This is a genomic window from Streptomyces sp. 3214.6 (assembly GCF_900129855.1).
GTDB lineage: Bacteria > Actinomycetota > Actinomycetes > Streptomycetales > Streptomycetaceae > Streptomyces > Streptomyces soliscabiei.
This window is the reverse complement of sequence record NZ_LT670819.1, coordinates 7,418,930-7,441,765: the sequence shown is the minus strand read 5'-3', so window position 1 is coordinate 7,441,765 and position 22,836 is coordinate 7,418,930. Positions and strand designations below refer to the sequence as shown.

The window sequence follows — 22,836 nt, the reverse complement described above, 5'->3', positions numbered from 1 at the left end:
GCGAGGATCGTGGAGGTGTGCGACACAGGTGTGCGACACAGGTGAGCGAAGGAGAGCGTGCGATGGCAACGAAGCCGCCCAAGGTCGATCCGGTCCAGGACGCGCCGCAGGTCTCCGAGCCGAAGCACGCGGCGGCGGGCCTGCCGGCCGTCGGCCACTCCCTGCGCATCGCGCAGCAGCAGATGGGTGTGAAGCGCACCGCGCTGACCTTGCTGCGCGTGAACCAGAAGGACGGCTTCGACTGCCCGGGGTGCGCCTGGCCGGAGCCGGAGCACCGGCACGCCGCGGAGTTCTGCGAGAACGGTGCGAAGGCGGTCGCCGAGGAGGCGACGCTGCGCCGGGTCACCCCCGAGTTCTTCGCCGCGCACCCCGTCGCCGACCTCGCCGGCCGCAGCGGTTACTGGCTGGGCCAGCAGGGGCGGCTCACGCACCCCATGTACCTGCCCGAGGGCGGCGAGCGTTACGAGCCGGTCTCCTGGGAGCGTGCCTTCGACATCATCGCCGAGGAGGCGGCGGCCCTCGCCTCTCCCGACGAGGCCGTCTTCTACACCTCGGGCCGCACCAGCAACGAGGCGGCGTTCCTGTACCAGCTCTTCGCGCGCGAGCTGGGCACGAACAACCTGCCGGACTGCTCCAACATGTGCCACGAGTCGTCCGGCTCGGCCCTGTCGGAGACCATCGGCATCGGCAAGGGCAGCGTCCTGCTGGAGGACCTCTACAGGGCCGACCTGATCATCGTCGCCGGGCAGAACCCGGGCACGAACCATCCGCGGATGCTGTCCGCACTGGAGAAGGCCAAGGCGGGCGGGGCGAAGATCATCAGCGTGAACCCGCTGCCGGAGGCGGGTCTGGGGCGGTTCAAGAACCCGCAGACCCCGCAGGGCATGGTCAAGGGCGCCGCGCTCACCGATCTGTTCCTGCAGATCCGCATCGGCGGCGACCAGGCCCTCTTCCGTCTCCTCAACAAGCTCGTCCTGGAGACGGACGGTGCGCTCGACGAGGCGTTCATCGGCGAACACACGCACGGCTTCGAGGAGTTCGCCGAGGCCGCCCGTGCCGCCGACTGGGACGAGACGCTCACCGCGACGGGCCTCACGCGCGCACAGATCGAGGAGACGCTGCGCATGGTGCTCGCCTCGAAGCGCACCATCGTCTGCTGGGCGATGGGCCTCACCCAGCACAAGCACTCCGTGCCGACCATCCGCGAGGTCGTCAACTTCCTGTTGCTGCGCGGCAACATCGGCCGGCCGGGCGCGGGGGTGTGCCCGGTGCGCGGTCACTCCAACGTGCAGGGCGACCGCACCATGGGCATCTTCGAGCGGCCCGCGCCGGCCTTCCTGGACGCTCTGGAGAAGGAGTTCGGCTTCGCGCCCCCGCGTGAGCACGGCTTCGACGTCGTCCGCGCGATCCGCGCGCTGCGCGACGGCGAGGCGAAGCTGTTCTTCGCCATGGGCGGCAACTTCGTGTCGGCCTCCCCCGACACCGACGTCACCGAGGCGGCCATGCGGCGCGCCCGCCTGACGGTGCACGTGTCGACGAAGCTGAACCGCTCGCACGTCGTCACGGGCGCGCGTGCCCTGATCCTGCCGACTCTGGGCCGTACCGAGCGTGATGTGCAGGTCGGCCCGGACGGGAAGAGCGCCGAGCAGTTCGTGACCGTCGAGGACTCCATGGGCATGGTGCACGCCTCGCGGGGGCGCCTGGCGCCGGCGAGCGCCCAGCTGCTGTCGGAGCCGGCCATCGTGTGCCGCCTGGCCCGGCGGGTGCTGGGCGAGGACAGCAAGGTGCCGTGGGAGGAGTTCGAGAAGGACTACGCCACGATCCGTGACCGCATCGCGCGCGTGATCCCCGGCTTCGAGGACTTCAACGCGCGCGTGGCCCGCCCGGGCGGCTTCACGCTCCCGCACGCCCCACGCGACGAGCGCCGCTTCCCGACCGCCACCGGGAAGGCCAACTTCACCGCCGCGCCGGTCGAGTACCCGAAGCTGCCCGAGGGCCGCCTGCTGCTGCAGACGCTGCGCTCGCACGACCAGTACAACACCACGATCTACGGCCTGGACGACCGCTACCGGGGCATCAGGAACGGCCGCCGGGTCGTCCTTGTCAACGCCGAGGACGCGCGGGCGTTCGGGCTCGCCGAGGGGTCGTACGTGGACCTGGTGAGCGAGTGGAAGGACGGTGTGGAGCGGCGGGCCCCCGGCTTCCGCGTCGTGCTCTACCCGACGACTCGGGGGTGTGCGGCCGCGTACTACCCGGAGACCAACGTCCTGGTCCCGTTGGACGCCACCGCGGACACCAGCAACACCCCGGCCAGCAAGTCCGTCGTCGTCCGTCTGGAACAATCGTCCACCGACTGAGCGTTTGCTCAGTGACGCTGGACTGTGATCGACGAACGGAGCCGGCCCCATGGGCGAGCAGCAGCACGTGAACTTCCCGCAAGAGGTCATCGACGAGTACGCGGCGCTCGGCGTCGACCTGCCGGCCCTGTTCTCCGCCGGGCACCTCGGCACCCGCATGGGCGTGCAGATCGTCGAAGCGTCCGCGGACCGGGTCGTCGGCACCATGCCCGTCGAGGGCAACACCCAGCCCTACGGACTGCTGCACGGCGGCGCCTCCGCGGTCCTCGCCGAGACCCTCGGCTCGGTCGGCTCCATGCTGCACGCCGGCGCCTCGAAGATAGCCGTCGGGGTCGACCTGAACTGCACCCACCACCGAGGCGCGCGCTCCGGCCTGGTCACCGGCGTGGCCACGCCCGTGCACCGCGGGCGCTCCACGGCGACGTACGAGATCGTGATCAGTGACGAGCAGGGGCGGCGGGTGTGCACCGCGCGGCTGACCTGTCTGCTGCGGGACGTGACGGCCGGCGACGCGGCGCACATCCGCGCGGCGAACTGACGGCCGCGGTGCCCCAACAGGCCACGCCCGCGTGCCCGTTACTCCCTGCCGCCCCGGCCGCCCGACGTCGGGGCGTCACCGCGGAAGGGCCCCCACGGGCGACCGGCCGCGGGGTGGGCGGCCGGCACGGGATGAAGACCCGCGAGACGCCGGGCGGTGCCTGCGAGGGCCCCGCCGAGGCCGTCGGCGCCGTGCAGGCCGGCGGAGTGGGCGGTGACCGTGCCGCTCCGGTGCACAGAGCGGGGTTCGTCGAACGCGGCGACGGCTTCGAGGCCCTGGCCGCCCGCACCGACCACTACCACGCGGGCGGTGCGGGCAAGGAACCCCGGCCGTGAGCGGCGTCGGCCCCGTGGAGCCCGGCGAGGGCACCGGCACCGGCGCCTGGGACATCCCCGCACCCGCCCGCCGTCCGCTCGCTCGCCGCTACGCCGCCCATCGACCGGCCGTGCGCGCCGTCCTCGCCGCCCTGCTGCTCCTCGCGGGCGGCGGCTATCTGTACGCGACCCGGCCCCACGATGCCCAACCGCCCACGCCCGCACCGCCGTTCCCGTCCCAGGTGGTCGACGTCAGCTATCTCGGCGCGATCGCCGTACCGCCCGGCACCCGACCGCACACCTTCGCCTTCGAGGTACTGCTCACCGTGGACGCCGGGCCGCCGGTCACCGTGACCCGGCTGAGCCAGCCGTACGCCGGACTCGCCCTGACCTCGGCCCCGACAGTGCCTTTCCGGACAAAAGCGGGTTCCACCCGCAAGATCGTCATCACCATGCATGTGACGGAATGCGGAAAAGTGCCGGAGAACGCCGGACTCCCTTTCCTGGACGTAACTCTACGTAATGCGCGCGCAATACGAGTCCACAGTTTCATCCTGGGGGCACGCTATGCCCAGGACCTCTCCAAGGCCCTGAAGGTCGCCTGCAGCAACAGTTCCGTGTAATTACCAAAACGCCTGAGACGCCTGAACCCATCCGGGTTCATCCTGCGCGTTCTCAACATGCGGACAGGGCGAATCGGCCTGAATTCCGCTGTTCCACCCGCCAAGTACCGCTCTGCATAACCTCGTGTCATAACAAGAGCGTCACAGCCTTGGTCAGACCCTCCTCCCCATAACCTCCACCCGCTTAGAGTCACGCCCAGTCACCGCGCGGCCGGAATACCCCTTCGGACCGACGCTCGACTCGGCCTCTTCCAGGGGGGAGAGCCGCCCAGGGAAAGGACTGGAACGTGCGTCAACGTTCGCTCATCGCCATCACCGCCGCGCTGTCCGCGGGAGCACTCACCCTCACCGCCTGCGGCTCGCGCGACAGCGACGACAAGGGCTCCGACAGCGGCGGCACCACCGTCACCATCGGCGTCGACGCCCCGCTGACCGGCGACCTGTCCGCCATGGGCCTCGGCATCAAGAACTCCGCCGACCTGGCGGTCAAGAACGCCAACAAGCAGAAGTACGTCGACGGCATCACCTTCAAACTCGTCTCCAAGGACGACCAGAAGCAGCCCTCCCAGGGCCAGCAGAACGCCACCGCCCTCGTCGCCGACAAGTCCGTCATCGGCGTGGTCGGCCCGCTGAACTCCTCCGTCGCCGAGTCCATGCAGAAGGTCTTCGACGACGCCAAGCTCGTCGAGATCTCCCCCGCCAACACCGGTGTCTCCCTCACCCAGGGCGCCGACTGGCAGACCAAGAAGGTCCGCACCTACAAGTCGTACTTCCGCACCGCGACCACGGACGCCGTCCAGGGCCCGTTCGCCGCCCAGTACGTCTTCAACGACGCCAAGAAGAAGAAGGTCTTCGTCATCGACGACAAGAAGACCTACGGCGCAGGCCTCGCCGGCACCTTCACCGACGAGTTCAAGAAGCTCGGCGGCACCGTCGTCGGCACCGAGCACATCAACCCCGACAGCAAGGACTTCTCCGCGGTCGCCACCAAGGTGAAGAACTCCGGCGCCGAGGTCGTCTACTACGGCGGCGAGTACCCGCAGGCCGGCCCGCTCAGCAAGCAGATCAAGGCCGCCGGCGCCAAGATCCCGCTGGTCGGCGGCGACGGCATCAACGACGCGGCCTACATCCCGCTCGCCGGCCCCAGCGGCACCGGCGACCTCGCCACCTCCGTCGGCGCCCCCGTCGAGGAACTCCCCTCCGCCAAGCAGTTCATCGCCGACTACAAGGCCGCCGGCTACAAGGACGAGTACTCCGCATACGGCGGCTACTCCTACGACTCCGCCTGGGCCATCATCGAGGCCGTCAAGAAGGTCGTCAGCGACAACGGCGGCAAGCTCCCCGACGACGCCCGCGCCAAGGTCACCGCCGCCGTCCAGAACGTCTCCTTCGACGGCGTGACCGGCAAGGTCTCCTTCGACGAATACGGCGACGCCACCAACAAGCAGCTCACCGTCTACGCCGTCGAGAACGGTGCCTGGAAGGCCGTCAAGTCCGGCACCCTCACCGGCTGACCCACACCCGCACCACAGCTGAGCCGCGCGGGGCGCTGTTCCACAGGCGCCCCGCGCGGACTCACATCCGGCCCCCCGTCGAAACATCCGAACCGTCTCGGAGGACATGCGGTGAACGAACTGCCGCAGCAGCTGGTCAACGGCCTGCTACTGGGATCCATGTACGGCCTGGTCGCCATCGGCTACACAATGGTCTATGGCATCGTCCAGCTCATCAACTTCGCCCACGGCGAGATCTTCATGACCGGAGCGTTCGGCGCTCTCACGGTCTATGCCTACATCCTGCCCGACGGCACATCCATGGCGATCGCCCTCCCCCTGATGCTCGTCGGAGCCGTCATGGTCTCCGTCACCATCGCCGTCGGAGCGGAACGCTTCGCCTACCGCCCCCTCCGCAGCGCACCACGCCTCGCCCCGCTCATCACCGCCATCGGCCTCTCCCTCGCCCTCCAGCAAGCCGTCTGGGCCTGGTACCCCGAGGCCAAGTCCGCCCGCGTCTTCCCCCAGATCGACGGCGGCCCCTTCACGATCGGCGACGTCACCATCCAAACCGGTGACATCTTCCTGCTCATCGCCGCCCCCATCAGCATGGCCATCCTCGGCTACTTCGTCATGAAGACCCGCACCGGACGCGGCATGCAGGCCACCGCCCAGGACCCCGACACCGCCAAGCTCATGGGCGTCAACACCGACCGCATCATCGTGATCGCCTTCGCCCTCGGCGCCACCTTCGCCGCCGTCGGCGCCGTCGCCTACGGCCTGAAGTACGGCGAGATCAGCTTCACCATGGGCTTCATCCTCGGCCTCAAGGCCTTCACCGCAGCGGTCCTCGGTGGCATCGGCAACATCTACGGGGCCATGATCGGCGGCGTCGTCCTCGGCATCGCCGAGACCATCGCCACCGCCTACATCGCCGACATCCCCGGCATGGACAAGTTCGGCAGCCAGTCCTGGGCCGACGTCTGGGCCTTCGTACTCCTCATCCTCGTGCTCCTCCTGCGGCCCCAGGGCCTGCTCGGCGAGCGCGTCGCTGACAGGGCGTGACACCGATGACCACACAGACCACCACAGCCGACGACGCACTCGGCACGACCATCGCCACCCGAGCCGGCCTCATCGGCGTCCCCGAGAACATCGGCCGCGCCCTCGCCACCGGCGGCGGCATCCTCACCATCATCTCCACCTTCCTCGCCTGGACCTGGACCGCCGCCTTCCCCGGCGACCTCACCGTCTACGGCTATCCCGGCGGCCTCCAAGTCCTCGTCCTCATCAGCGGCGCCCTCACCACCCTCTTCGCCCTCGCCTCCTACGGCATCAAGGGCCTCGGCTGGCTCGTCCCCGCCGGCGCCGACGGCGCCCTCAAGTTCGCCGCCCTCGCCACCTTCGCCACCAGCTGGTTCACGGTCATCGCGATCAGCGTCGACCTGGGCGGCATCGTCAACCTCGAAGCCGGCGGCTACATCGTCGCCATAGCCAGCCTCACCGCGCTCCTCGGCGCCCTCGCCCTGCCCTTCGAACACCCCCAGCCCGACCCCATCGACCCCGACGACACGTCGTGGGAACACACCAAGCACAAAGCCGCCCACCAATGGGCCACCGTCAAGACCGCCTTCGGCTCCGGCACCGCCCGCCCCGTCGGCAAACTCCCCGCCTACGCCGAAATCCTCATCATCGTCGCCGTCCTCGCCCTCGCCCTCACCGTCTTCACCTACGGCATCGGCACCGAGTACGACGAACTCTTCATCGGCTTCCTCATCACCACCGGCTTCGGCTTCGCCGCACTCAACAAGTCCGGCCTCGTCGCCCAAGCCAGCCAGATCACCGCCCGCCACCAGAGCATCACCATCTGCGGCGCCTTCATCACCGCCGCCCTCTTCCCCTTCACCCAGACCGACGACCAATACGCGACCCTCGGCGTCTACATCCTCATCTTCGCCACCGTCGCCCTCGGCCTGAACATCGTCGTCGGCCTCGCCGGCCTCCTCGACCTCGGCTACGTCGCCTTCCTCGGCGTCGGCGCCTACGCCGCAGCCATGGTCTCCGGCTCCCCCAGCTCCCCCTTCGACGTGCACTTCCCCTTCTGGGCAGCCGCACTCGTCGGCGCCGGCGCCTCCCTCGTCTTCGGCGTCCTCATCGGCGCCCCCACCCTCCGCCTACGCGGCGACTACCTCGCCATCGTCACCCTCGGCTTCGGCGAGATCTTCCGCATCACCGCCAACAACCTCGACGGCACCTCCGGCCCCGACATCACCAACGGCTCCAACGGCATCTCCTCCATCCCGAACCTCGACGTCCTCGGATTCGACTTCGGCGCCGTCCACGACATCGCCGGCTACAGCATCGGCCGCTTCGCCAACTACTTCTTCCTGATGCTGATCATCACCGCCGTCGTCGTCCTCGTCTTCCGCCGCAGCGGCGACTCCCGCATCGGCCGCGCCTGGGTCGCCATCCGCGAAGACGAGACCGCAGCCCTCGCCATGGGCATCAACGGCTTCCGCGTCAAACTCATCGCCTTCGCCGTCGGCGCCTCCCTCGCAGGACTCGCAGGCACCGTCCAGGCCCACGTCACCTACACCGTCACCCCCGAGCAGTACCTCTTCGCCGGACCCATCCCCCCCAACTCCGCCTTCCTCCTCGCCGCCGTCGTCCTCGGCGGCATGGGCACCATCGGCGGACCCCTCATCGGCGCCTCACTGCTCTTCCTCATCCCCAACAAACTCCAGTTCCTCGGCGACTACCAGCTCTTCGCCTTCGGCCTCGCACTCATCCTGCTGATGCGCTTCCGCCCCGAGGGACTCATCCCCAACCGGCGCCGCCAGCTCGAGTTCCACGAGGAGGCGGAAGCACCCACCGTCCTCACCAAGGCAGGGGCCTGACCACCATGACCACCGACACCACCACCAAGCCCGCCCCCGCCGGCGAAACGGTCCTCGACGCCCGCGGCGTCACCATGCGCTTCGGCGGCCTCACCGCCGTCCGAAACGTCGACCTCACCGTCAACAGCGGCGAGATCGTCGGCCTCATCGGCCCCAACGGCGCAGGCAAAACCACCTTCTTCAACTGCCTCACCGGCCTCTACATCCCCACCGAAGGCGAAGTCCGCTTCAAGGGCAACGTCCTGCCCCCCAAATCCTTCAAAGTCACCGCCGCCGGCATCGCCCGCACCTTCCAGAACATCCGCCTCTTCGCCAACATGACCGTCCTGGAAAACGTGCTCGTCGGCCGCCACACCCGAACCAAGGAAGGCTTCTGGTCGGCCGTCCTGCGCCTCCCCGCCTTCCACAAGGCAGAAGCCGCCTCCCGCGAACGCGCCATGGAACTGCTGGAGTTCGTCGGCCTCGACAAGAAAGCCGACCACCTCGCACGCAACCTCCCCTACGGCGAACAACGCAAGCTCGAGATTGCCCGCGCCCTCGCCAGCGAGCCCGGCCTGCTCCTCCTGGACGAACCGACAGCCGGCATGAACCCCCAGGAGACCCGCGCGACAGAGGAACTCGTCTTCGCCATCCGCGACAAGGGCATCGCCGTCCTCGTCATCGAGCACGACATGCGCTTCATCTTCAACCTCTGCGACCGCGTCGCCGTACTCGTCCAAGGCGAAAAACTCGTCGAAGGCGACAGCGCGACCGTCCAGGGCGACGAACGAGTCGTCGCCGCCTACCTCGGCGAACCCTTCGAAAACGCCCCCGGCGAAGAAGAACTCGCCGAAGTCGAAGCCGCCGAAGCAAACGCCGAGAGCGCCGACAACCCGACGGACGCCGCGCCCGGCAAGGAGAACGACCGATGACCGCACTGCTCGAAGTCGAAGACCTCCGCGTCGCCTACGGCAAGATCGAAGCCGTCAAAGGCATCTCGTTCAAGGTCGAAGCCGGCGAGGTCGTCACCCTCATCGGCACCAACGGCGCCGGCAAGACAACGACACTGCGCACCCTGTCCGGCCTCCTCAAGCCCGTCGGCGGCCAGATCAAATTCAACGGCAAATCGCTGAAGAAGATCCCCGCCCACGACATCGTCTCCCTCGGGCTCGCCCACTCCCCCGAGGGGCGGCACATCTTCCCCCGCATGACGATCGAGGACAACCTGCGGCTGGGAGCCTTCCTCCGCAGCGACAAGCCGGGCATCGAAAAGGACATCCAGCGCGCCTACGACCTCTTCCCCATCCTGGGAGAGCGCCGCAAGCAGGCCGCAGGCACCCTCTCCGGCGGCGAACAGCAGATGCTGGCCATGGGACGCGCACTCATGTCCCAGCCGAAACTGCTCATGCTGGACGAACCCTCCATGGGTTTGTCCCCCATCATGATGCAGAAGATCATGGCCACCATCGCCGAGCTCAAGTCCCAGGGCATGACGATCCTGCTCATCGAGCAGAACGCCCAGGCCGCCCTCTCGCTCGCCGACCACGGCCACGTCATGGAGATCGGCAAGATCGTGCTCTCCGGCACCGGCCAAGACCTCCTGCACGACGAGTCCGTCCGCAAGGCGTACCTCGGCGAGGACTGAGTCCCTCCGGTCCTCCCACGGCGACGAGGCCCGCGCCCCTTCTCCGGGCGCGGGCCTCGTCGTGTCCGTGCGGGCTGCTATCCCTTGGACCTCTTCTTCTCGTCGGCGTCCTGGATGACCGCCTCGGCGACCTGCTGCATCGACATCCGCCGGTCCATCGACGTCTTCTGGATCCACCGGAACGCCGCCGGCTCCGTCAGCCCGTACTCCGTCTGCAGGATCGACTTCGCGCGGTCGACCAGCTTGCGGGTCTCCAGGCGCAGCGTGAGGTCCGCGACCTCGTTCTCCAGCTCACGCAGCTCCGTGAAACGCGACACGGCCATCTCGATCGCCGGCACGACGTCGCTCTTGCTGAACGGCTTCACCAGGTACGCCATCGCACCGGCGTCACGGGCACGCTCCACGAGGTCGCGCTGCGAGAAGGCGGTGAGCATGAGGACGGGCGCGATGCGCTCTTCGGCGATCTTCTCGGCCGCCGAGATGCCGTCCAGCTTGGGCATCTTCACGTCGAGGATCACGAGGTCCGGCTTGTGCTCGCGGGCGAGCTCGATGGCCTGCTCACCGTCACCGGCCTCGCCGACGACGCTGTAGCCCTCTTCTTCGAGCATCTCTTTGAGGTCGAGCCGGATCAGGGCCTCGTCCTCGGCGATGACGACACGGGTCGTCAGCGGAGGCACGTGCGACTTGTCGTCGTCGGGCGCGTCTACGGGCTGGGGCGACTCGGGGGCGGTCACGGGGGCTCCTCGTTCAGGGCAGGGGTACTGCTGACAAGAGCCTACCTAGCTGCGGTAAGGTGGGTGCGCGAGGGGTTGCACTTATCCTTCCTTTCTAAGGCCCCAGTACTCCAACTGGTCAGAGAGGCCGCTCTCAAACAGCGGACAGTGTGGGTTCGAATCCCACCTGGGGCACTTTTCCTTCGAATTCAAGGTTTCAATCAGGAAGCGGATGTTCCCGTTCTCATGAACATCCGCTTTTTGCTGCGTGTCGCCGCGATCACTCTCACAGAGTGGCCACATGTACGACGTCAGCACACGCAAGCGAGCACTCGCGCTGGTTTCACAGGGCCGCAGCCTGAACTCCGTGAGCCGTGAGACAGGCATCTCACGTGCCGCAATTCGCTCCTGGCAGACCCGGCTTGAACCGCTGCTTCGAATGGCGCCCCCGCTTCCTGACCCGCCGAGCGACCGAGTCACGTACTCGTACCTACTCGGCCTCTATCTGGGTGACGGATGCATCAGCGCCCATCCGCGCGGCACTGGCCACTACCTCCGCATCGCGTGTGCAGATGCTTGGCCAGGCCTCATTGACGCCTGCGAGGCCGCCATCCGTGCAATCAGTCCCGCGCACACCGCGAACCGTGTCCAGGCACCGGGCTGCGTATCCGTAGTCGGCTACTACCCACATTGGCCCTACCTGTTCCCCCAGCATGGCCCCGGCAAGAAACATGAGCGGCAGATCGTCCTGGAACCCTGGCAGCAGGCCATCGTCCACGAACATCCCTGGGAGTTCATCCGGGGTCTCATCCACTCCGATGGCTGTCGCATCACCAACTGGACCGAGAAGACCATCGGTGGTGTACGCAAGCGCTACGAATACCCGCGCTACTTCTTCACCAACTTGTCGGGCGACATCATCCGTCTCTTCACCGACACGCTGGACCACGTGGGCGTCGAATGGAAACTGTCAAACCCCAGGAACGTCTCCATCGCCAAGAAAGCCTCCGTAGCCCTCATGGACGCCCACGTAGGCCCCAAGTACTAGCTGCTACTTGGGACTGTCGTCCTCCCCGATGTGGTGCACCCGCACCAGGTTCGTCGCGCCCGAGACTCCCGGAGGCGAACCTGCCGTGATCACCACCACGTCGCCCTTCTCGCAGCGGCCGTACTTCAGCAGCAGCTCGTCCACCTGGTCGACCATCGCGTCCGTCGAGTCAGCGAGCGGGCCGAGGAACGTCTCGACGCCCCACGTCAGGTTCAGCTGGGAGCGTGTCGCCGGTTCCGGGGTGAAGGCGAGGAGCGGGATCGGGGAGCGGTAGCGGGACAGGCGGCGTACCGTGTCGCCGCTCTGGGTGAAGGCGACCAGGAACTTCGCGCCGAGGAAGTCGCCGATCTCGGCCGCCGCGCGGGCGACCGCGCCGCCCTGGGTGCGGGGCTTGTTCGACTCCGTCAGCGGGGGCAGGCCCTTGGCGAGGATGTCCTCTTCCGCCGCTTCGACGATCTTGGCCATGGTGCGGACGGTCTGTACCGCGTGTTTGCCCACGCTCGTCTCGCCGGAGAGCATCACCGCGTCTGTGCCGTCGATGACCGCGTTGGCGACGTCGCTCGCCTCGGCGCGTGTCGGGCGGGAGTTCTCGATCATGGAGTCGAGCATCTGCGTTGCGACGATCACCGGCTTGGCGTTGCGCTTGGCCAGCTTGATCGCGCGCTTTTGGACGATGGGGACCTGTTCGAGCGGCATCTCGACGCCGAGGTCGCCGCGCGCGACCATGATCCCGTCGAAGGCCGCCACGATCTCGTCGATGTTCTCGACGGCCTGGGGCTTCTCCACCTTGGCGATGACGGGCAGTCGGCGACCTTCCTCGTCCATGATCCGGTGGACGTCGAGGATGTCCCGTCCGCTCCTCACGAACGACAGCGCGATGACGTCGAACCCCGTCCGGAGGGCCCAGCGCAGGTCTTCCTCGTCCTTCTTCGACAGGGCGGGGACCGAGACGGCCACTCCGGGCAGGTTGAGGCCCTTGTGGTCGGAGATGACGCCGCCTTCCACGACGCGGGTGTGGACGTGCGGGCCGTCGACGTCGGTGACCTCCAGGCAGACCTTGCCGTCGTCGACGAGGATGCGTTCTCCGGGCGTCACGTCCTCTGCGAGGCCGGCGTGCGTGGTCCCGCAGTGCTTGCCGTCGCCCGCTACGCCTTCTTCGACGGTGATGGTGAAGGTGTCGTCTCGTTCAAGGAGTACGGGGCCTTCTGCGAAGTGGCCGAGGCGGATCTTCGGGCCTTGAAGGTCGGCGAGGATGCCGACGCTGTGGCCGCTTTCGTCGGAGGCCTTGCGTACGCGGTGGTAGCGCTCCTCGTGTTCGGCGTGGGTGCCGTGGCTGAGGTTGAAGCGGGCGACGTCCATTCCGGCGTCGACCAGGGCTTTGAGCTGGTCGTACGAGTCGGTGGCGGGGCCCAGTGTGCAGACGATTTTTGCTCGGCGCATGTTTCGAGCTTATGTCTTACCGTCGGGTAGGGAATTGGTGGCACATGGCTGGGCAACAACCTTTGCGTGAAGGGTTGTTGACAGCTAATAAACTGTGCGGACTTCCGCTCTGATGAGCATTTCGCCGAATGGGTGTATGCGGGGAATTCAGAGGCTGGGTGGATTCATCGTGAACTGTGCGCTCACCTCGGCGCGGACCTGCATGCGCTGGGGTTCGAGGTCGAGGGGTTCGGGGGCTGCCGCTTCCGCGTCTGCGGCGGCCATGGAGAAGCGGACGGCGCGGCGGTCGAAGGCGGACCGTGGGCGGCCCCCGCCTGTCGCTCCCGTGTCGGCCAGTTCCAGCACGGCGGCCACTGTCGTGCCCAGGGCCTCGGCGTATTCCTTCGCTCGTTGCACCGCCTCCCGTACGGCCTGCTGTCGGGCTCGGCGGTAGACCGGTGAGTCGGTGCGCAGTGCCCACCAGGGGCCGTCGACCCGGGTCAGATCCAGGTCGGCCAGTCGTGTGGTGAGTTCGCCGAGGGCGGTGAAGTCGGAGAGTTCGGCGGTGAGGTGGACGCTGCCGTGGTAGGTGCGGATTCGCTCCCCTCGGCCGCGTTGGCCGAGCTCCGGAGCAATGGACACCGCACCTGTCGCCAGGTTCTCGACCGCGTCGCCGTACGACTTGACGAGGTCCAGGACTGTGGCGTTGCGGTGGGTGAGGTCGTCGAGGGTGGTGCGGCGGTCGCGGTTGCGGGCGGTGACGGTGACGCCGATGCGGGCGATCTCGGGGTCGACTTCGAGTTCGGCCTCGCCGCGGACCACGAGGAGGGGGGCGTCGGGGGTGCCGTACGGGGGAATCTGCGGGGAGGTCATACGTCCCAGGTTGTCATGGCTTTCCCTGTTGGGGGGCCGGAGTTGACCTCTCTGGTCATCAGATCGCAACCTCCTGGACCTGTTGCGGTCGGTCGTGGGCGGGTCAGAATCTACGCGCGTTGTTGACCATTCCCCGAGGAGTACGAGACATGCCGTTGAACCGTCGGAAGTTCCTGAAGAAGTCCGCCGTGACCGGGGCGGGGGTGGCGGTCGCGAGTGCGGCTGCGGCTCCGTCGGCGCAGGCCGCGGAGGCGAAGGCGCCGGCGAGGCCGGTCAGGCAGCCGAAGCGGTATGCGCTGACGGTGCTGGGGACGACGGACCTGCACGGTCATGTCTTCAACTGGGACTACTTCAAGGACGCGGAGTACAAGGACGCCGCGGGCAACGCGCAGGGGCTGGCACGTATCTCGACGCTGGTGAACCGGATCCGTGCGGAGAAGGGGCGCGAGAACGTCCTGCTGCTGGACGCCGGCGACACGATTCAGGGCACGCCGCTGACGTACTACTACGCGAAGGTGGATCCGATCACCGCCAAGGGTGGTCCGGTGCATCCGATGGCGCAGGCGATGAACGCGATCGGGTATGACGCGGCGGCGCTGGGCAACCACGAGTTCAACTACGGCATCGAGACGCTGCGGAAGTTCGAGTCGCAGTTGCGTTTTCCGCTGCTGGGCGCGAACGCGGTGGACGCGAAGACGCTGAGGCCGGCGTTCCCTCCGTACGTCATCAAGACGTTCTGTGTGAAGGGTGCGCCGCCGGTGAAGGTGGCGGTACTGGGTCTGACGAACCCGGGTATCGCGATCTGGGACAAGGCTTATGTGCAGGGCAAGCTGGCGTTTCCGGGGCTGGAGGAGCAGGCGGCGAAGTGGGTGCCGAAGCTGAAGTCGCTGGGTGCGGATGTGGTCATCGTGTCGGCGCATTCGGGCTCGTCGGGCACGTCGTCGTACGGTGACCAGTTGCCGTATGTGGAGAATTCGGCGGCGTTGGTGGCGCAGCAGGTGCCGGACATCGACGCGGTTCTGGTGGGGCATGCGCATGTGGAGATTCCGGAGCTGAAGGTCACGAACGCGAAGACCGGGAAGACGGTCGTGTTGTCGGAGCCGTTGGCTTATGCGGAGCGGTTGTCGGTGTTCGACGTCGGGTTGGTGTTCCAGAGGGGGAGGTGGGAAGTCGAGTCGGTTTCGTCGAAGGTGTTGAACTCGAACTCGGTGGCGGACGACCCGAAGATCACGAAGTTGCTGGGTGACGAACACGCGAAGGTCGTGGCGTATGTCAACCAGGTGGTGGGTACGGCGACGGAGACGTTGACGACGGTCGAGGCGCGGTACAAGGACGCTCCGATCATCGATCTGATCACGAAGGTGCAGGAGGATGTCGTCAAGGCGGCGTTGGCCGGTACGTCGTATGCGTCGTTGCCGGTGATCGCGCAGGCTTCGCCGTTCTCGCGGACGTCGGAGATTCCGGCCGGGAAGGTGACGATCCGGGATCTGTCGAGCCTGTACGTGTATGACAACACGCTGGTGGCGAAGTTGCTGACGGGTGCGCAGGTGCGTGCGTACCTGGAGTACTCGGCGCAGTATTTCGTGCAGACGGCGGCGGATGCGGTGGTGGACACGGAGAAGCTGACGAACGCGGCGGGGCGTCCGGACTACAACTACGACTATGTGTCGGGTCTGGGGTACGAGATCGACATCGCGCAGGCGGTGGGTTCGCGGATCAGGAACCTGACGTACAACGGTGTGGCGTTGGACGATGCGCAGCAGTTCGTGCTGGCGGTGAACAACTATCGGGCCAATGGTGGTGGGGCGTTCCCGCATGTGGCGTCGGCGCAGGAGTTGTGGTCGGAGTCGACGGAGATCCGTACGCGGATCTCGGAGTGGGTGACGGCGAAGGGTGTGCTGGATCCGAAGGACTTCGCGTCGGTCGACTGGAAGCTGACGCGGGACGGTAAGCCGGTGTTCTAGGCCAGGACGGTTTGCTGCCAGAGGGTTGTCGCTTCGTCGGCGGCCCTTGGTGCGGTGAGCAGCAGCGGGGTGTTGTAGGGCGGGAGTCGGGGGGTTGCCACGGCTCCCGCCTCTGTTGCGATGAGCAGGGGTGGGAGGCCGTCGACGGGGTGGAATTCGCCGATGGCGGCTGCGGTGGCGCGGCCGGCGGCTACCTGGGCGAGGGAGAGTGCGGTGGAGCCCATGATGCGTACGGTGCAGTGGCGGGCGGCGAGTTCTCGTAGGAGGTCGTCCATGCCAGGCCAGTGGGCGTGGGCGGCCCATTCGGTGAGGAAGACGTGGCCGGTGAGGGTGGTGTGGTTGGCGGCGTGGATGGGGTGGCCGTTGAGGTGGGCGCCGCCGCCGCGGGTGGCGGTGAAGATCTCCTGTCGCCAGGGGTCGGCGACGACGCCGAGGAGGGGTTCGCTGTGTGGGGTGGCGAGGCCGAGGGAGAAGGAGCACCAGCCGAGGCCGTGGGCGTAGTTGGTGGTGCCGTCGACGGGGTCGATGAGCCAGTGCGGGGCGCCGGGGGTGCCTTTGTGGACGCCGTGTTCCTCGCCTTCGATGCCGTAGGCGGGGAACTCGCGGCGCAGGACGGTGCGGACGTGGGTTTCGATGGCTTCGTCGGTGGCGGTGACGATGTCGGCCGGGCCGGCTTTTTGGCGTATGTCGCTTGCGTCGTCGGGTGTGCGTGGGCGGCGGATGCGTTCCGAGGCCCAGGCGGCGAGTTCGGTTGCGATGGTCAGTTCGCGGTCCATGTGTTGTCCACCGCCGCCGTTGTTGTGTCGTGCCGGGCGTTCGGGGTCATGGTACGGGTCAGTCTTTGAGGGGTACGAAGGTGCCACGTCGGGTGCCGGTGGTGGTGATGGTGGTGGTGGTGGTGGTGTGGTGTGCCTGGCGGGGTACGGAGGGTTCGAGGCCGAAGGTGGTGAAGGCGGTGCGGGTGGGGAGGGGGTAGGTGTCTTTCGCGGTGAGGGTGTTGAGGATGGTGGCGCTGCGCCAGGCGGCGAGGCCGAGGTCGGGGGCCCCTACGCCGTGGGTGTGGCGTTCGGCGTTCTGGACGTAGACGTTGCAGCCGGTGGCGGTGACGGAGGGGTCGAGGATGAGGCGGAAGTGTTCGTCGATGCGGGGGCGTTCGCTGTTGTCGCGGCGGATGTAGGGGTCGAGTCCGGCGAGGAGGTGGTCGAGGGGGCGTTCGCGGTGGCCGGTGGCGAGGACGACGGCGTCGGTGGTGAGGCGGGTGCGGGTGTTCTGCTGGATGTGTTCGAGGTGGAGTTCGATTTTGGTGGTGGCGATGCGGCCGGCGGTGCGGACGCGGACGCCGGGGGTGAGGACGGCGTCGGGCCAGGCGTTGTGGAGGGTGCGGCGGTAGAGCTCGTCGTGGATCGCGGCGAGGGTGTCGGCTTCGATGCCTTTGTGGAGTTGCCATTGGGTGCCGACGACGCGGTCGCGGGTTTTTTCGGGGAGGGCGTGGAAGTAGCGGGTGTAGTCGGGGGTGAAGTGTTCGAGGCCGAGTTTGGAGTACTCCATGGGGGCGAACGCGTCGGTGCGGCCGATCCAGTGGAGTTGTTCGCGGCCGGTGGGGCGGTGGCGCAGGAGGTCGAGGAAGATCTCGGCGCCGGACTGTCCGGAGCCGACGACGGTGATGTGGCCGGCGGTCAGGAGGGTGTCGCGGTGGGTGAGGTAGTCGGTGGCGTGGATGACGGGGACGCCGGGGGTGTCGACGAGGGGGCGTAGGGCGTCGGGGATGTGGGGTTCGGTGCCGATGCCGATGACGATGTTCTTGGTGTGGGTGCGGCCGAGGGCTTCGGCTTCGCCGTCGGTGTCGAGTTGGGTGAAGTCGACTTCGAAGACGTCGCGTTCGGGGTTCCAGCGGACGGCGTCGGCGTGGTGGCGGAAGTGGAGGCCGGGGAGGTTGTCGGCGACCCAGCGGCAGTAGGTGTCGTATTCGGCGCGGTGGGTGTGGAAGCGCTCGGCGAAGTAGAAGGGGTAGAGGCGGTGGTGGGCTTTGAGGTAGTTGAGGAAGCTCCAGGGGCTGGTGGGGTCGGCGAGGGTGACGAGGTCGGCCAGGAAGGGGACCTGGATGCGGGCGCCGTCGATGAGGAGGCCGGGGTGCCAGTCGAAGCGGGGGCGTTGTTCGTAGAAGACGGTGTCGAGTTGGGTGAGGGGCTGGGCGAGGGCGGCGAGGGAGAGGTTGCAGGGGCCGATGCCGATGCCGACGAGGTCGCGGGGGGTGTCGGTGGCGGGGTGTGGGGGCGTGGTGGGGGGTGGCGTGCTCATGTGGGGGTGTTTCCTTCTACCAGTTTCAGGAGGGCTGCGAGGTCGTCGGGGCGGGTGTGGGGGTTGAGGAGGGTGGTCTTGAGCCAGAGGCGTCCGTCGAGGTGGGCGCGGCCGAGGACGGCGTGGCCGTCGGTGAGGAGGCGGCGGCGTATTTCGGCGACGGTGTTGTCGGTGGCGCCGGTGGGGCGGAAGAGGACGGTGCTGATGGTGGGTGGGGCGTGGAGTTCGAGGCGGGGGTGTGCGGTGATGAGGTCGGCGAGGTGGTGGGCGTGGGCGCAGACCTGGTCGACGAGGGCGCCGAGGCCGGTGCGGCCGAGGGTTTTGAGGGTGACGGCGATCTTGAGGGTGTCGGGGCGGCGGCTGGTGCGCAGGGAGCGGCCGAGGAGGTCGGGGAGGCCGGCTTGGGTGTCGTCGTCGGCGTTGAGGTAGTCGGCGTGGTGGTGCAGGGCGGTGAGGTCGCGGTGGTCGCGGACGGCGAGGAGTCCGGCGGCGATGGGTTGCCAGCCGAGTTTGTGCAGGTCGAGGGTGACGGTGTCGGCGGCGCTCAGGCCGGTGAGCTGGTGCCGGTGGCGGTCGCTGAAGAGGAGGCCTGCGCCGTAGGCGGCGTCGATGTGCAGGCGGGCGCGGTGGGTGTGGCAGACGGCGGCGATGTCGGGGAGGGGGTCGATGAGTCCGGCGTCGGTGGTGCCGGCGGTGGCGGTGACGAGGTGGGGGCCGGGGAGGGTGGTGAGGGCGGCGTCGAGGGCGGCGGGGTCGAGGGTGCCGGTGGGGGTGGGGGCGACGACGGGTGCGGGCAGGCCGAGGAGCCAGGCGGCGCGGGTGAGGGAGTGGTGGGCGTTGGCTCCGCAGACGAGGCGGACGGTGGGGCCGAGGATCTCGCGGGCGAGGAGGAGGGCCAGTTGGTTGGATTCGGTGCCGCCGGTTGTCATCAGGGCGTCGGGGGTGGGGGCGGGTGGGGCGTCCGTGTAGACCTCTTTGGAGAGTTGCCGGGTCACCAGGGTCTCCAGCTCAGAGGCTGCCGGTGCCTGGTCCCAGGAGTCCAGGGACGGGTTGAGGGCGCAGACCGCGAGGTCTGCTGCCGTTGCGACGGCGAGGGGTGGGCAGTGCAGGTGGGCGGCGCAGAGGGGGTCGGCGGGGTCGGCGGCGCCTTCGGCGAGGGCGTGGACGAGGGCGGGCAGGGCGCCGGGGTCGCCGTGTTCGGGGAGGACGTCTCCCACCGCGTCCCGCATCCGTGCGGCGACGGCGTGGGGTCCGCCTGCGGGCAGTGGTCCGCCGCGTGTGCGGTGGCCGGTGTCGAGGGCGTCGAGGACGGCTGCGAGCAAGGGGCGCAGGGCGTCGGGGCCTTGGGGGCCTGAGGCGAGGGGCGGCATGCTCACGGGACTCCTCCGGGGCGCGGGGTGGATGTCCGCAGGGGGGAGTTCCAGTTTGTCGGGGATGGCGGCGGCACGCCCGAAAAGCCCGGGAATCGGAACCCGAAAGAGGGTACGGGGGCTTGCGGGCCTCCGTACCCTCTTTCGGCCTGATCGGCCTGATCGGCCTGATCGGCTTCGTTCGGCCTGATCGGCTTCGTTCGGGCGTCGGGTGCTACGCCTGTCGTACGCGCAATGCGCGGGCGAGGTCGTCGAGTTGGTCGGTGAGTTTGCGGCGCAGGGCCGGGATGGGGTCGGCGTCGGTGAGGCAGGCCTCGCCGAGGCTCAGGGTGTCGGCGTCGACGGCGTGGGCGGGGAAGGCCCAGCGGCCCGCGGCGTCGGCGACGGCGGGGCCGCGGCGGGCGGCGACGGCGACGGCGTCCGGGTAGAAGCGTGGCACGTACTCGCTGAGGAGGTCGCTCTGTTCGGGCTGCCAGAAGCCTTGGGCGGTGGCGGTGAAGAGGTAGTTGGACAGGTCGTCGCCCTCGAACATGGCGGCCCAGGCGGTGGCCTTGGCGTCGGCGTCGGGGAGGGCGGCGCGGCAGCGGGCGGCGCCTTCCTGGCCGGTGGCGGAGGGGTCGCGGTCGAGTTCGGCGGCGATGGCGCTCTCGTCGGTGGCGCCGAGGACGGCGAGTCGGGCGAGGACGCGCCAGCGCAGGTCGGGGTCGAGTTCGGGTCCGCCGGGGACGGTGCCGTCGGCGAGCCAGGCGGCGATGGTGTCGGGGTGGGCGGCGACGTCGATGAAGTGGCGTACGGCGATGAGGCGCAGGCCGGGGTGGTCGCCGTCCTCGGTGCGGCGGATGAGGTCGCGGCAGAGGGCGGACAGGGTGGCGAGGGCGGTGGGGCGTTCTTGGGGGGTGAGGTAGCGGTCGGCGACCTGTGCGGAGGCGAAGGCGAGGACGCCTTGGACGAGGGCGAGGTCGGTTTCCTGCGGGAGGTGGGCGCGGGCGGCGTCGAGGTAGGCGCTGGGGGCGAGTTCGCCGTCGCGGACGGCGTCGCGCAGGGCGTTCCAGACGACGGCGCGGGTGAGCGGGTCGGGCAGGCCGGCGAGGCGGGTGCGGAGGGTGTCGAAGGAGGCGGGGTCGAAGCGGATCTTGGTGTAGGTGAGGTCGCCGTCGTTGAGGAGGAGCAGGGCGGGGCGTTTGCCGATGGGCTGGGGTGTGCTCTGCGGGATGTCGACGTCGAGGCGTTCGCGCAGGGTGAGCGGGCCGTCGTCGCCGAGGTCGAGGTCGTAGAGGCCGACGGCGATGCGGTGGGGGCGGCTGCCCTTGTGGACGACGGTGAGGGTGTGGTCGCCGTTGGAGCCGCTGAGGGTGGGGGTGAGGGTGTCGACGCCGGTGGTGCGCAGCCAGGCGTCGGCCCAGGCGTGGACGTCGCGGTCGGTGTGGGCGGCGAGGGAGTCGATGAAGTCGGCGAGGGTGGCGTTGGCGAACTTGTGGCGGGCGAAGTGGGTGTTGATGCCGGCCAGGAAGTCCTTCTCGCCGAGCCAGGTCACCAGTTGGCGCAGGGCGGAGGCGCCCTTGGCGTAGGAGATGCCGTCGAAGTTGAGGAGGGCGGAGGCGTTGTCGTCGACGTTCTCGGGGGCGACGGGGTGGGTGGAGGGGCGCTGGTCGGCGTCGTAGCCCCAGGCCTTGCGGACGACGCCGAAGTCGGTCCAGGTGTCCGTGAAGCGGGTGGCTTCGGTGAGGGTCTGGTAGCCCATGTACTCGGCGAAGGACTCGTTGAGCCAGATGTCGTCCCACCAGGTGAGGGTGACGAGGTCGCCGAACCACATGTGGGCCATCTCGTGGGCGATGACCATGGCGCGGGTCTGGCGTTCGGTGTCGGTGACGGCGGAGCGGTAGACGAACTCGTCGCGGAAGGTGACGAGGCCGGGGTTCTCCATGGCGCCGGCGTTGAACTCGGGGACGAACGCCTGGTCGTAGGAGTCGAAGGGGTAGGGCTCCTCGAACTTCTCGTGGTAGCGGTCGAAGCACGCGCGTGTGATGTCGAGGAGTTCGTCGGCGTCGGCTTCGAGGTGGGGGGCGAGGGAGCGGCGGCAGTGGATGCCGAAGGGCAGGCCGCGGTGTTCGGTGCGCACGGAGTGCCAGGGTCCGGCGGCGACGGCGACGAGGTAGGTGGAGATCAGCGGGGTGGGGGCGGATTGCCAGCGGCCTTCGCCGAGGTGTTCGGTGATGCCGTTGGCGAGGACGGTCCAGTTCTCGGGGGCCTTCACCGACAGGTCGAAGACGGCCTTGAGGTCGGGCTGGTCGAAGGCGGCGAAGACGCGCTGGACGTCGTCCATGAAGAGCTGGGTGTAGAGGTAGGTCTCGCCGTCGGTGGGGTCGGTGAAGCGGTGCATGCCCTCGCCGGTGCGGGAGTAGCGCATGTCGGCCCGGATGCGCAGTTCGTGGTCGCCGGCGGTGAGGTTGTTCAGGGGGAGCCGGTTGTCGTCCAGGGTTTCCGGGTCGAGGGGCTCTCCGTCGAGGGTGACGGAGTGCAGTGTGGCAGGCCTGACCTCGACGAAGGTGTCCCCGTGGGCGCGCGCGGCGAACCCGATGACGGTGACGGACTCGAAGGTGTCGTCGCCGGTCGTCAGGTCGAGCTCGATGGTGTAGCGGTGGACGTCGAGGAGCTTGGCACGGCTTAGCGCTTCGTCGCGCGTCAGTACGGACATGCACGACATGCTGCCTGATACCGCAGGCCGGGCACAGGGGCGGATCGGTACGCGCCCTATGTCCCTTCTCGCGCCGGGGCGCTGTCGCGTCGTACGAGGGCCCCGGCGTGCCGGCGGTGGGTGCTCACGGGGCGTACCGGGCGTACTCACGGTGCGTGTGGTCGCCTTCACGGACGGCGTCCGCACGCCCCGTGGGTTCAGCTCGAGGAGGCGGTGGAGCCGTTGACGGTGTCCTCGGCGATGCGCTCGTGGTGGCGGATCACCTCGGCGATGATGAAGTTGAGGAACTTCTCGGCGAACGCGGGGTCGAGCTTGGCGCTCTCGGCGAGGGTGCGCAGCCGGGTGATCTGGCGGGCCTCGCGGGCCTGGTCGGCGGGCGGCAGCTGGTGGCGGGCCTTGAGGTGGCCGACCTGCTGGGTGGCCTTGAAGCGTTCGGCGAGCATGTGGACGACGGCGGCGTCGATGTTGTCGATGCTGTCGCGGAGCCGGGCGAGCTCCTCGCGGACGGCGGGGTCGACGTCGTCGGCTGCGGGGCCGGGGGTGTTGCTGGTGGTCATGGGCGATCACCCTAGTGCGCCGTGTCCTCGTACAGTGGAACCGGGTGTACTGG

At 68.5% G+C, this 22,836-nt stretch carries 19 protein-coding genes and 1 tRNA gene; 12 read left to right on the top strand and 8 right to left on the bottom strand.

Annotated features, from left to right (window positions below):
• Positions 1–62 precede the first annotated feature (62 nt).
• The 9 genes from B5557_RS33660 to B5557_RS33620 all read left to right on the top strand — a co-directional run bounded on the left by B5557_RS33660 (position 63) and on the right by B5557_RS33620 (position 9,846).
• Positions 63–2,357, top strand: a complete 2,295-nt coding sequence (locus B5557_RS33660; protein WP_079663007.1) for an FdhF/YdeP family oxidoreductase — start codon at positions 63–65, stop codon at positions 2,355–2,357.
• A 49-nt stretch (positions 2,358–2,406) separates the two neighbouring features.
• Complete coding sequence (locus B5557_RS33655) at positions 2,407–2,895, top strand: hotdog fold thioesterase (RefSeq protein ID WP_079663006.1); 489 nt, start codon at positions 2,407–2,409, stop codon at positions 2,893–2,895.
• A 131-nt stretch (positions 2,896–3,026) separates the two neighbouring features.
• A complete protein-coding gene (locus B5557_RS33650; protein ID WP_159424467.1) occupies positions 3,027–3,230 on the top strand; it encodes a hypothetical protein in 204 nt (67 codons plus the stop codon).
• Positions 3,227–3,832 carry a Tat pathway signal sequence domain protein gene (locus B5557_RS33645; protein WP_079663004.1) on the top strand — a complete coding sequence of 202 codons (606 nt, stop codon included), beginning with the start codon at positions 3,227–3,229 and terminating at the stop codon, positions 3,830–3,832. The genes B5557_RS33650 and B5557_RS33645 overlap by 4 nt, the downstream gene beginning before the upstream one ends.
• A 287-nt stretch (positions 3,833–4,119) precedes the next feature.
• Positions 4,120–5,346: a branched-chain amino acid ABC transporter substrate-binding protein gene (locus tag B5557_RS33640; RefSeq protein WP_079663003.1), complete on the top strand. Its 1,227-nt coding sequence runs from the start codon at positions 4,120–4,122 to the stop codon at positions 5,344–5,346.
• Between the two features lie 111 nt (positions 5,347–5,457).
• Complete coding sequence (locus B5557_RS33635; protein ID WP_079663002.1) at positions 5,458–6,390, top strand: branched-chain amino acid ABC transporter permease; 933 nt, start codon at positions 5,458–5,460, stop codon at positions 6,388–6,390.
• Positions 6,391–6,395: 5 nt separating this feature from the next.
• Positions 6,396–8,222 (top strand): branched-chain amino acid ABC transporter permease, encoded by a 1,827-nt coding sequence (locus B5557_RS33630; protein ID WP_079663001.1) that lies wholly within the window; start codon positions 6,396–6,398, stop codon positions 8,220–8,222.
• Positions 8,223–8,227: 5 nt separating this feature from the next.
• Positions 8,228–9,133: an ABC transporter ATP-binding protein gene (locus tag B5557_RS33625; RefSeq protein ID WP_079663000.1), complete on the top strand. Its 906-nt coding sequence runs from the start codon at positions 8,228–8,230 to the stop codon at positions 9,131–9,133.
• Complete coding sequence (locus B5557_RS33620; RefSeq protein WP_079662999.1) at positions 9,130–9,846, top strand: ABC transporter ATP-binding protein; 717 nt, start codon at positions 9,130–9,132, stop codon at positions 9,844–9,846. Before B5557_RS33625 ends, B5557_RS33620 begins: the two co-directional genes overlap by 4 nt.
• A 77-nt stretch (positions 9,847–9,923) precedes the next feature.
• Here the strand turns inward: B5557_RS33620 and B5557_RS33615 are convergent, their stop codons facing one another.
• Positions 9,924–10,580, bottom strand: a complete 657-nt coding sequence (locus B5557_RS33615; protein WP_079662998.1) for an ANTAR domain-containing response regulator — start codon at positions 10,578–10,580, stop codon at positions 9,924–9,926.
• A 99-nt stretch (positions 10,581–10,679) separates the two neighbouring features.
• Between B5557_RS33615 and B5557_RS33610 the strand changes: the two genes are divergently transcribed.
• Positions 10,680–10,754: transfer RNA gene (locus B5557_RS33610), tRNA-Leu, on the top strand.
• 106 nt (positions 10,755–10,860) lie between these two features.
• Positions 10,861–11,607: a helix-turn-helix domain-containing protein gene (locus tag B5557_RS33605; protein WP_079662997.1), complete on the top strand. Its 747-nt coding sequence runs from the start codon at positions 10,861–10,863 to the stop codon at positions 11,605–11,607.
• Between the two features lie 3 nt (positions 11,608–11,610).
• Here the strand turns inward: B5557_RS33605 and pyk are convergent, their stop codons facing one another.
• Positions 11,611–13,047: a pyruvate kinase gene (gene pyk / locus B5557_RS33600; RefSeq protein WP_079662996.1), complete on the bottom strand. Its 1,437-nt coding sequence runs from the start codon at positions 13,045–13,047 to the stop codon at positions 11,611–11,613.
• A gap of 147 nt (positions 13,048–13,194) precedes the next feature.
• A complete protein-coding gene (locus B5557_RS33595; RefSeq protein WP_079662995.1) occupies positions 13,195–13,899 on the bottom strand; it encodes an SIMPL domain-containing protein in 705 nt (234 codons plus the stop codon).
• A 149-nt stretch (positions 13,900–14,048) separates the two neighbouring features.
• Here B5557_RS33595 and B5557_RS33590 point away from each other — a divergent pair, with 149 nt between their 5' ends.
• Positions 14,049–15,863, top strand: coding sequence for a bifunctional metallophosphatase/5'-nucleotidase (locus B5557_RS33590; RefSeq protein ID WP_079662994.1), 1,815 nt, complete (start codon positions 14,049–14,051; stop codon positions 15,861–15,863).
• Here the strand turns inward: B5557_RS33590 and B5557_RS33585 are convergent.
• From B5557_RS33585 to B5557_RS33565, 5 genes are all read right to left on the bottom strand, one after another.
• Positions 15,860–16,639 (bottom strand): inositol monophosphatase family protein, encoded by a 780-nt coding sequence (locus B5557_RS33585; protein WP_079662993.1) that lies wholly within the window; start codon positions 16,637–16,639, stop codon positions 15,860–15,862. The two genes, B5557_RS33590 and B5557_RS33585, sit on opposite strands and share 4 nt — an antisense overlap.
• A gap of 58 nt (positions 16,640–16,697) precedes the next feature.
• Entirely contained in the window at positions 16,698–18,161 is a 1,464-nt protein-coding gene (locus B5557_RS33580) for a lysine N(6)-hydroxylase/L-ornithine N(5)-oxygenase family protein (protein WP_079662992.1), read from the bottom strand.
• On the bottom strand, positions 18,158–19,537 hold the full coding sequence (locus B5557_RS33575) for a pyridoxal phosphate-dependent decarboxylase family protein (protein WP_079662991.1): 1,380 nt from the start codon (positions 19,535–19,537) through the stop codon (positions 18,158–18,160). The genes B5557_RS33580 and B5557_RS33575 overlap by 4 nt, the downstream gene beginning before the upstream one ends.
• Before the next feature lie 208 nt (positions 19,538–19,745).
• Positions 19,746–22,226, bottom strand: a complete 2,481-nt coding sequence (pepN, locus tag B5557_RS33570) for an aminopeptidase N (protein ID WP_079662990.1) — start codon at positions 22,224–22,226, stop codon at positions 19,746–19,748.
• Between the two features lie 197 nt (positions 22,227–22,423).
• Positions 22,424–22,783 carry a chorismate mutase gene (locus B5557_RS33565; RefSeq protein WP_079662989.1) on the bottom strand — a complete coding sequence of 120 codons (360 nt, stop codon included), beginning with the start codon at positions 22,781–22,783 and terminating at the stop codon, positions 22,424–22,426.
• Positions 22,784–22,836: the final 53 nt, after the last annotated feature.

Bases quoted from the DNA above. Each gene is read 5' to 3' on its own strand.
- B5557_RS33660 (WP_079663007.1), top strand. From the start codon at position 63: ATGGCAACGAAGCCGCCCAAGGTCGATCCGGTCCAGGACGCGCCGCAG.
- B5557_RS33655 (WP_079663006.1), top strand. From the start codon at position 2,407: ATGGGCGAGCAGCAGCACGTGAACTTCCCGCAAGAGGTCATCGACGAG.
- B5557_RS33650 (WP_159424467.1), top strand. From the start codon at position 3,027: ATGAAGACCCGCGAGACGCCGGGCGGTGCCTGCGAGGGCCCCGCCGAG.
- B5557_RS33630 (WP_079663001.1), top strand. From the start codon at position 6,396: ATGACCACACAGACCACCACAGCCGACGACGCACTCGGCACGACCATC.
- B5557_RS33625 (WP_079663000.1), top strand. From the start codon at position 8,228: ATGACCACCGACACCACCACCAAGCCCGCCCCCGCCGGCGAAACGGTC.
- B5557_RS33620 (WP_079662999.1), top strand. From the start codon at position 9,130: ATGACCGCACTGCTCGAAGTCGAAGACCTCCGCGTCGCCTACGGCAAG.
- B5557_RS33605 (WP_079662997.1), top strand. From the start codon at position 10,861: ATGTACGACGTCAGCACACGCAAGCGAGCACTCGCGCTGGTTTCACAG.
- pyk (WP_079662996.1), bottom strand. From the start codon at position 13,047: ATGCGCCGAGCAAAAATCGTCTGCACACTGGGCCCCGCCACCGACTCG.
- B5557_RS33595 (WP_079662995.1), bottom strand. From the start codon at position 13,899: ATGACCTCCCCGCAGATTCCCCCGTACGGCACCCCCGACGCCCCCCTC.
- B5557_RS33590 (WP_079662994.1), top strand. From the start codon at position 14,049: ATGCCGTTGAACCGTCGGAAGTTCCTGAAGAAGTCCGCCGTGACCGGG.
- B5557_RS33585 (WP_079662993.1), bottom strand. From the start codon at position 16,639: ATGGACCGCGAACTGACCATCGCAACCGAACTCGCCGCCTGGGCCTCG.
- B5557_RS33580 (WP_079662992.1), bottom strand. From the start codon at position 18,161: ATGAGCACGCCACCCCCCACCACGCCCCCACACCCCGCCACCGACACC.
- pepN (WP_079662990.1), bottom strand. From the start codon at position 22,226: ATGTCCGTACTGACGCGCGACGAAGCGCTAAGCCGTGCCAAGCTCCTC.
- B5557_RS33565 (WP_079662989.1), bottom strand. From the start codon at position 22,783: ATGACCACCAGCAACACCCCCGGCCCCGCAGCCGACGACGTCGACCCC.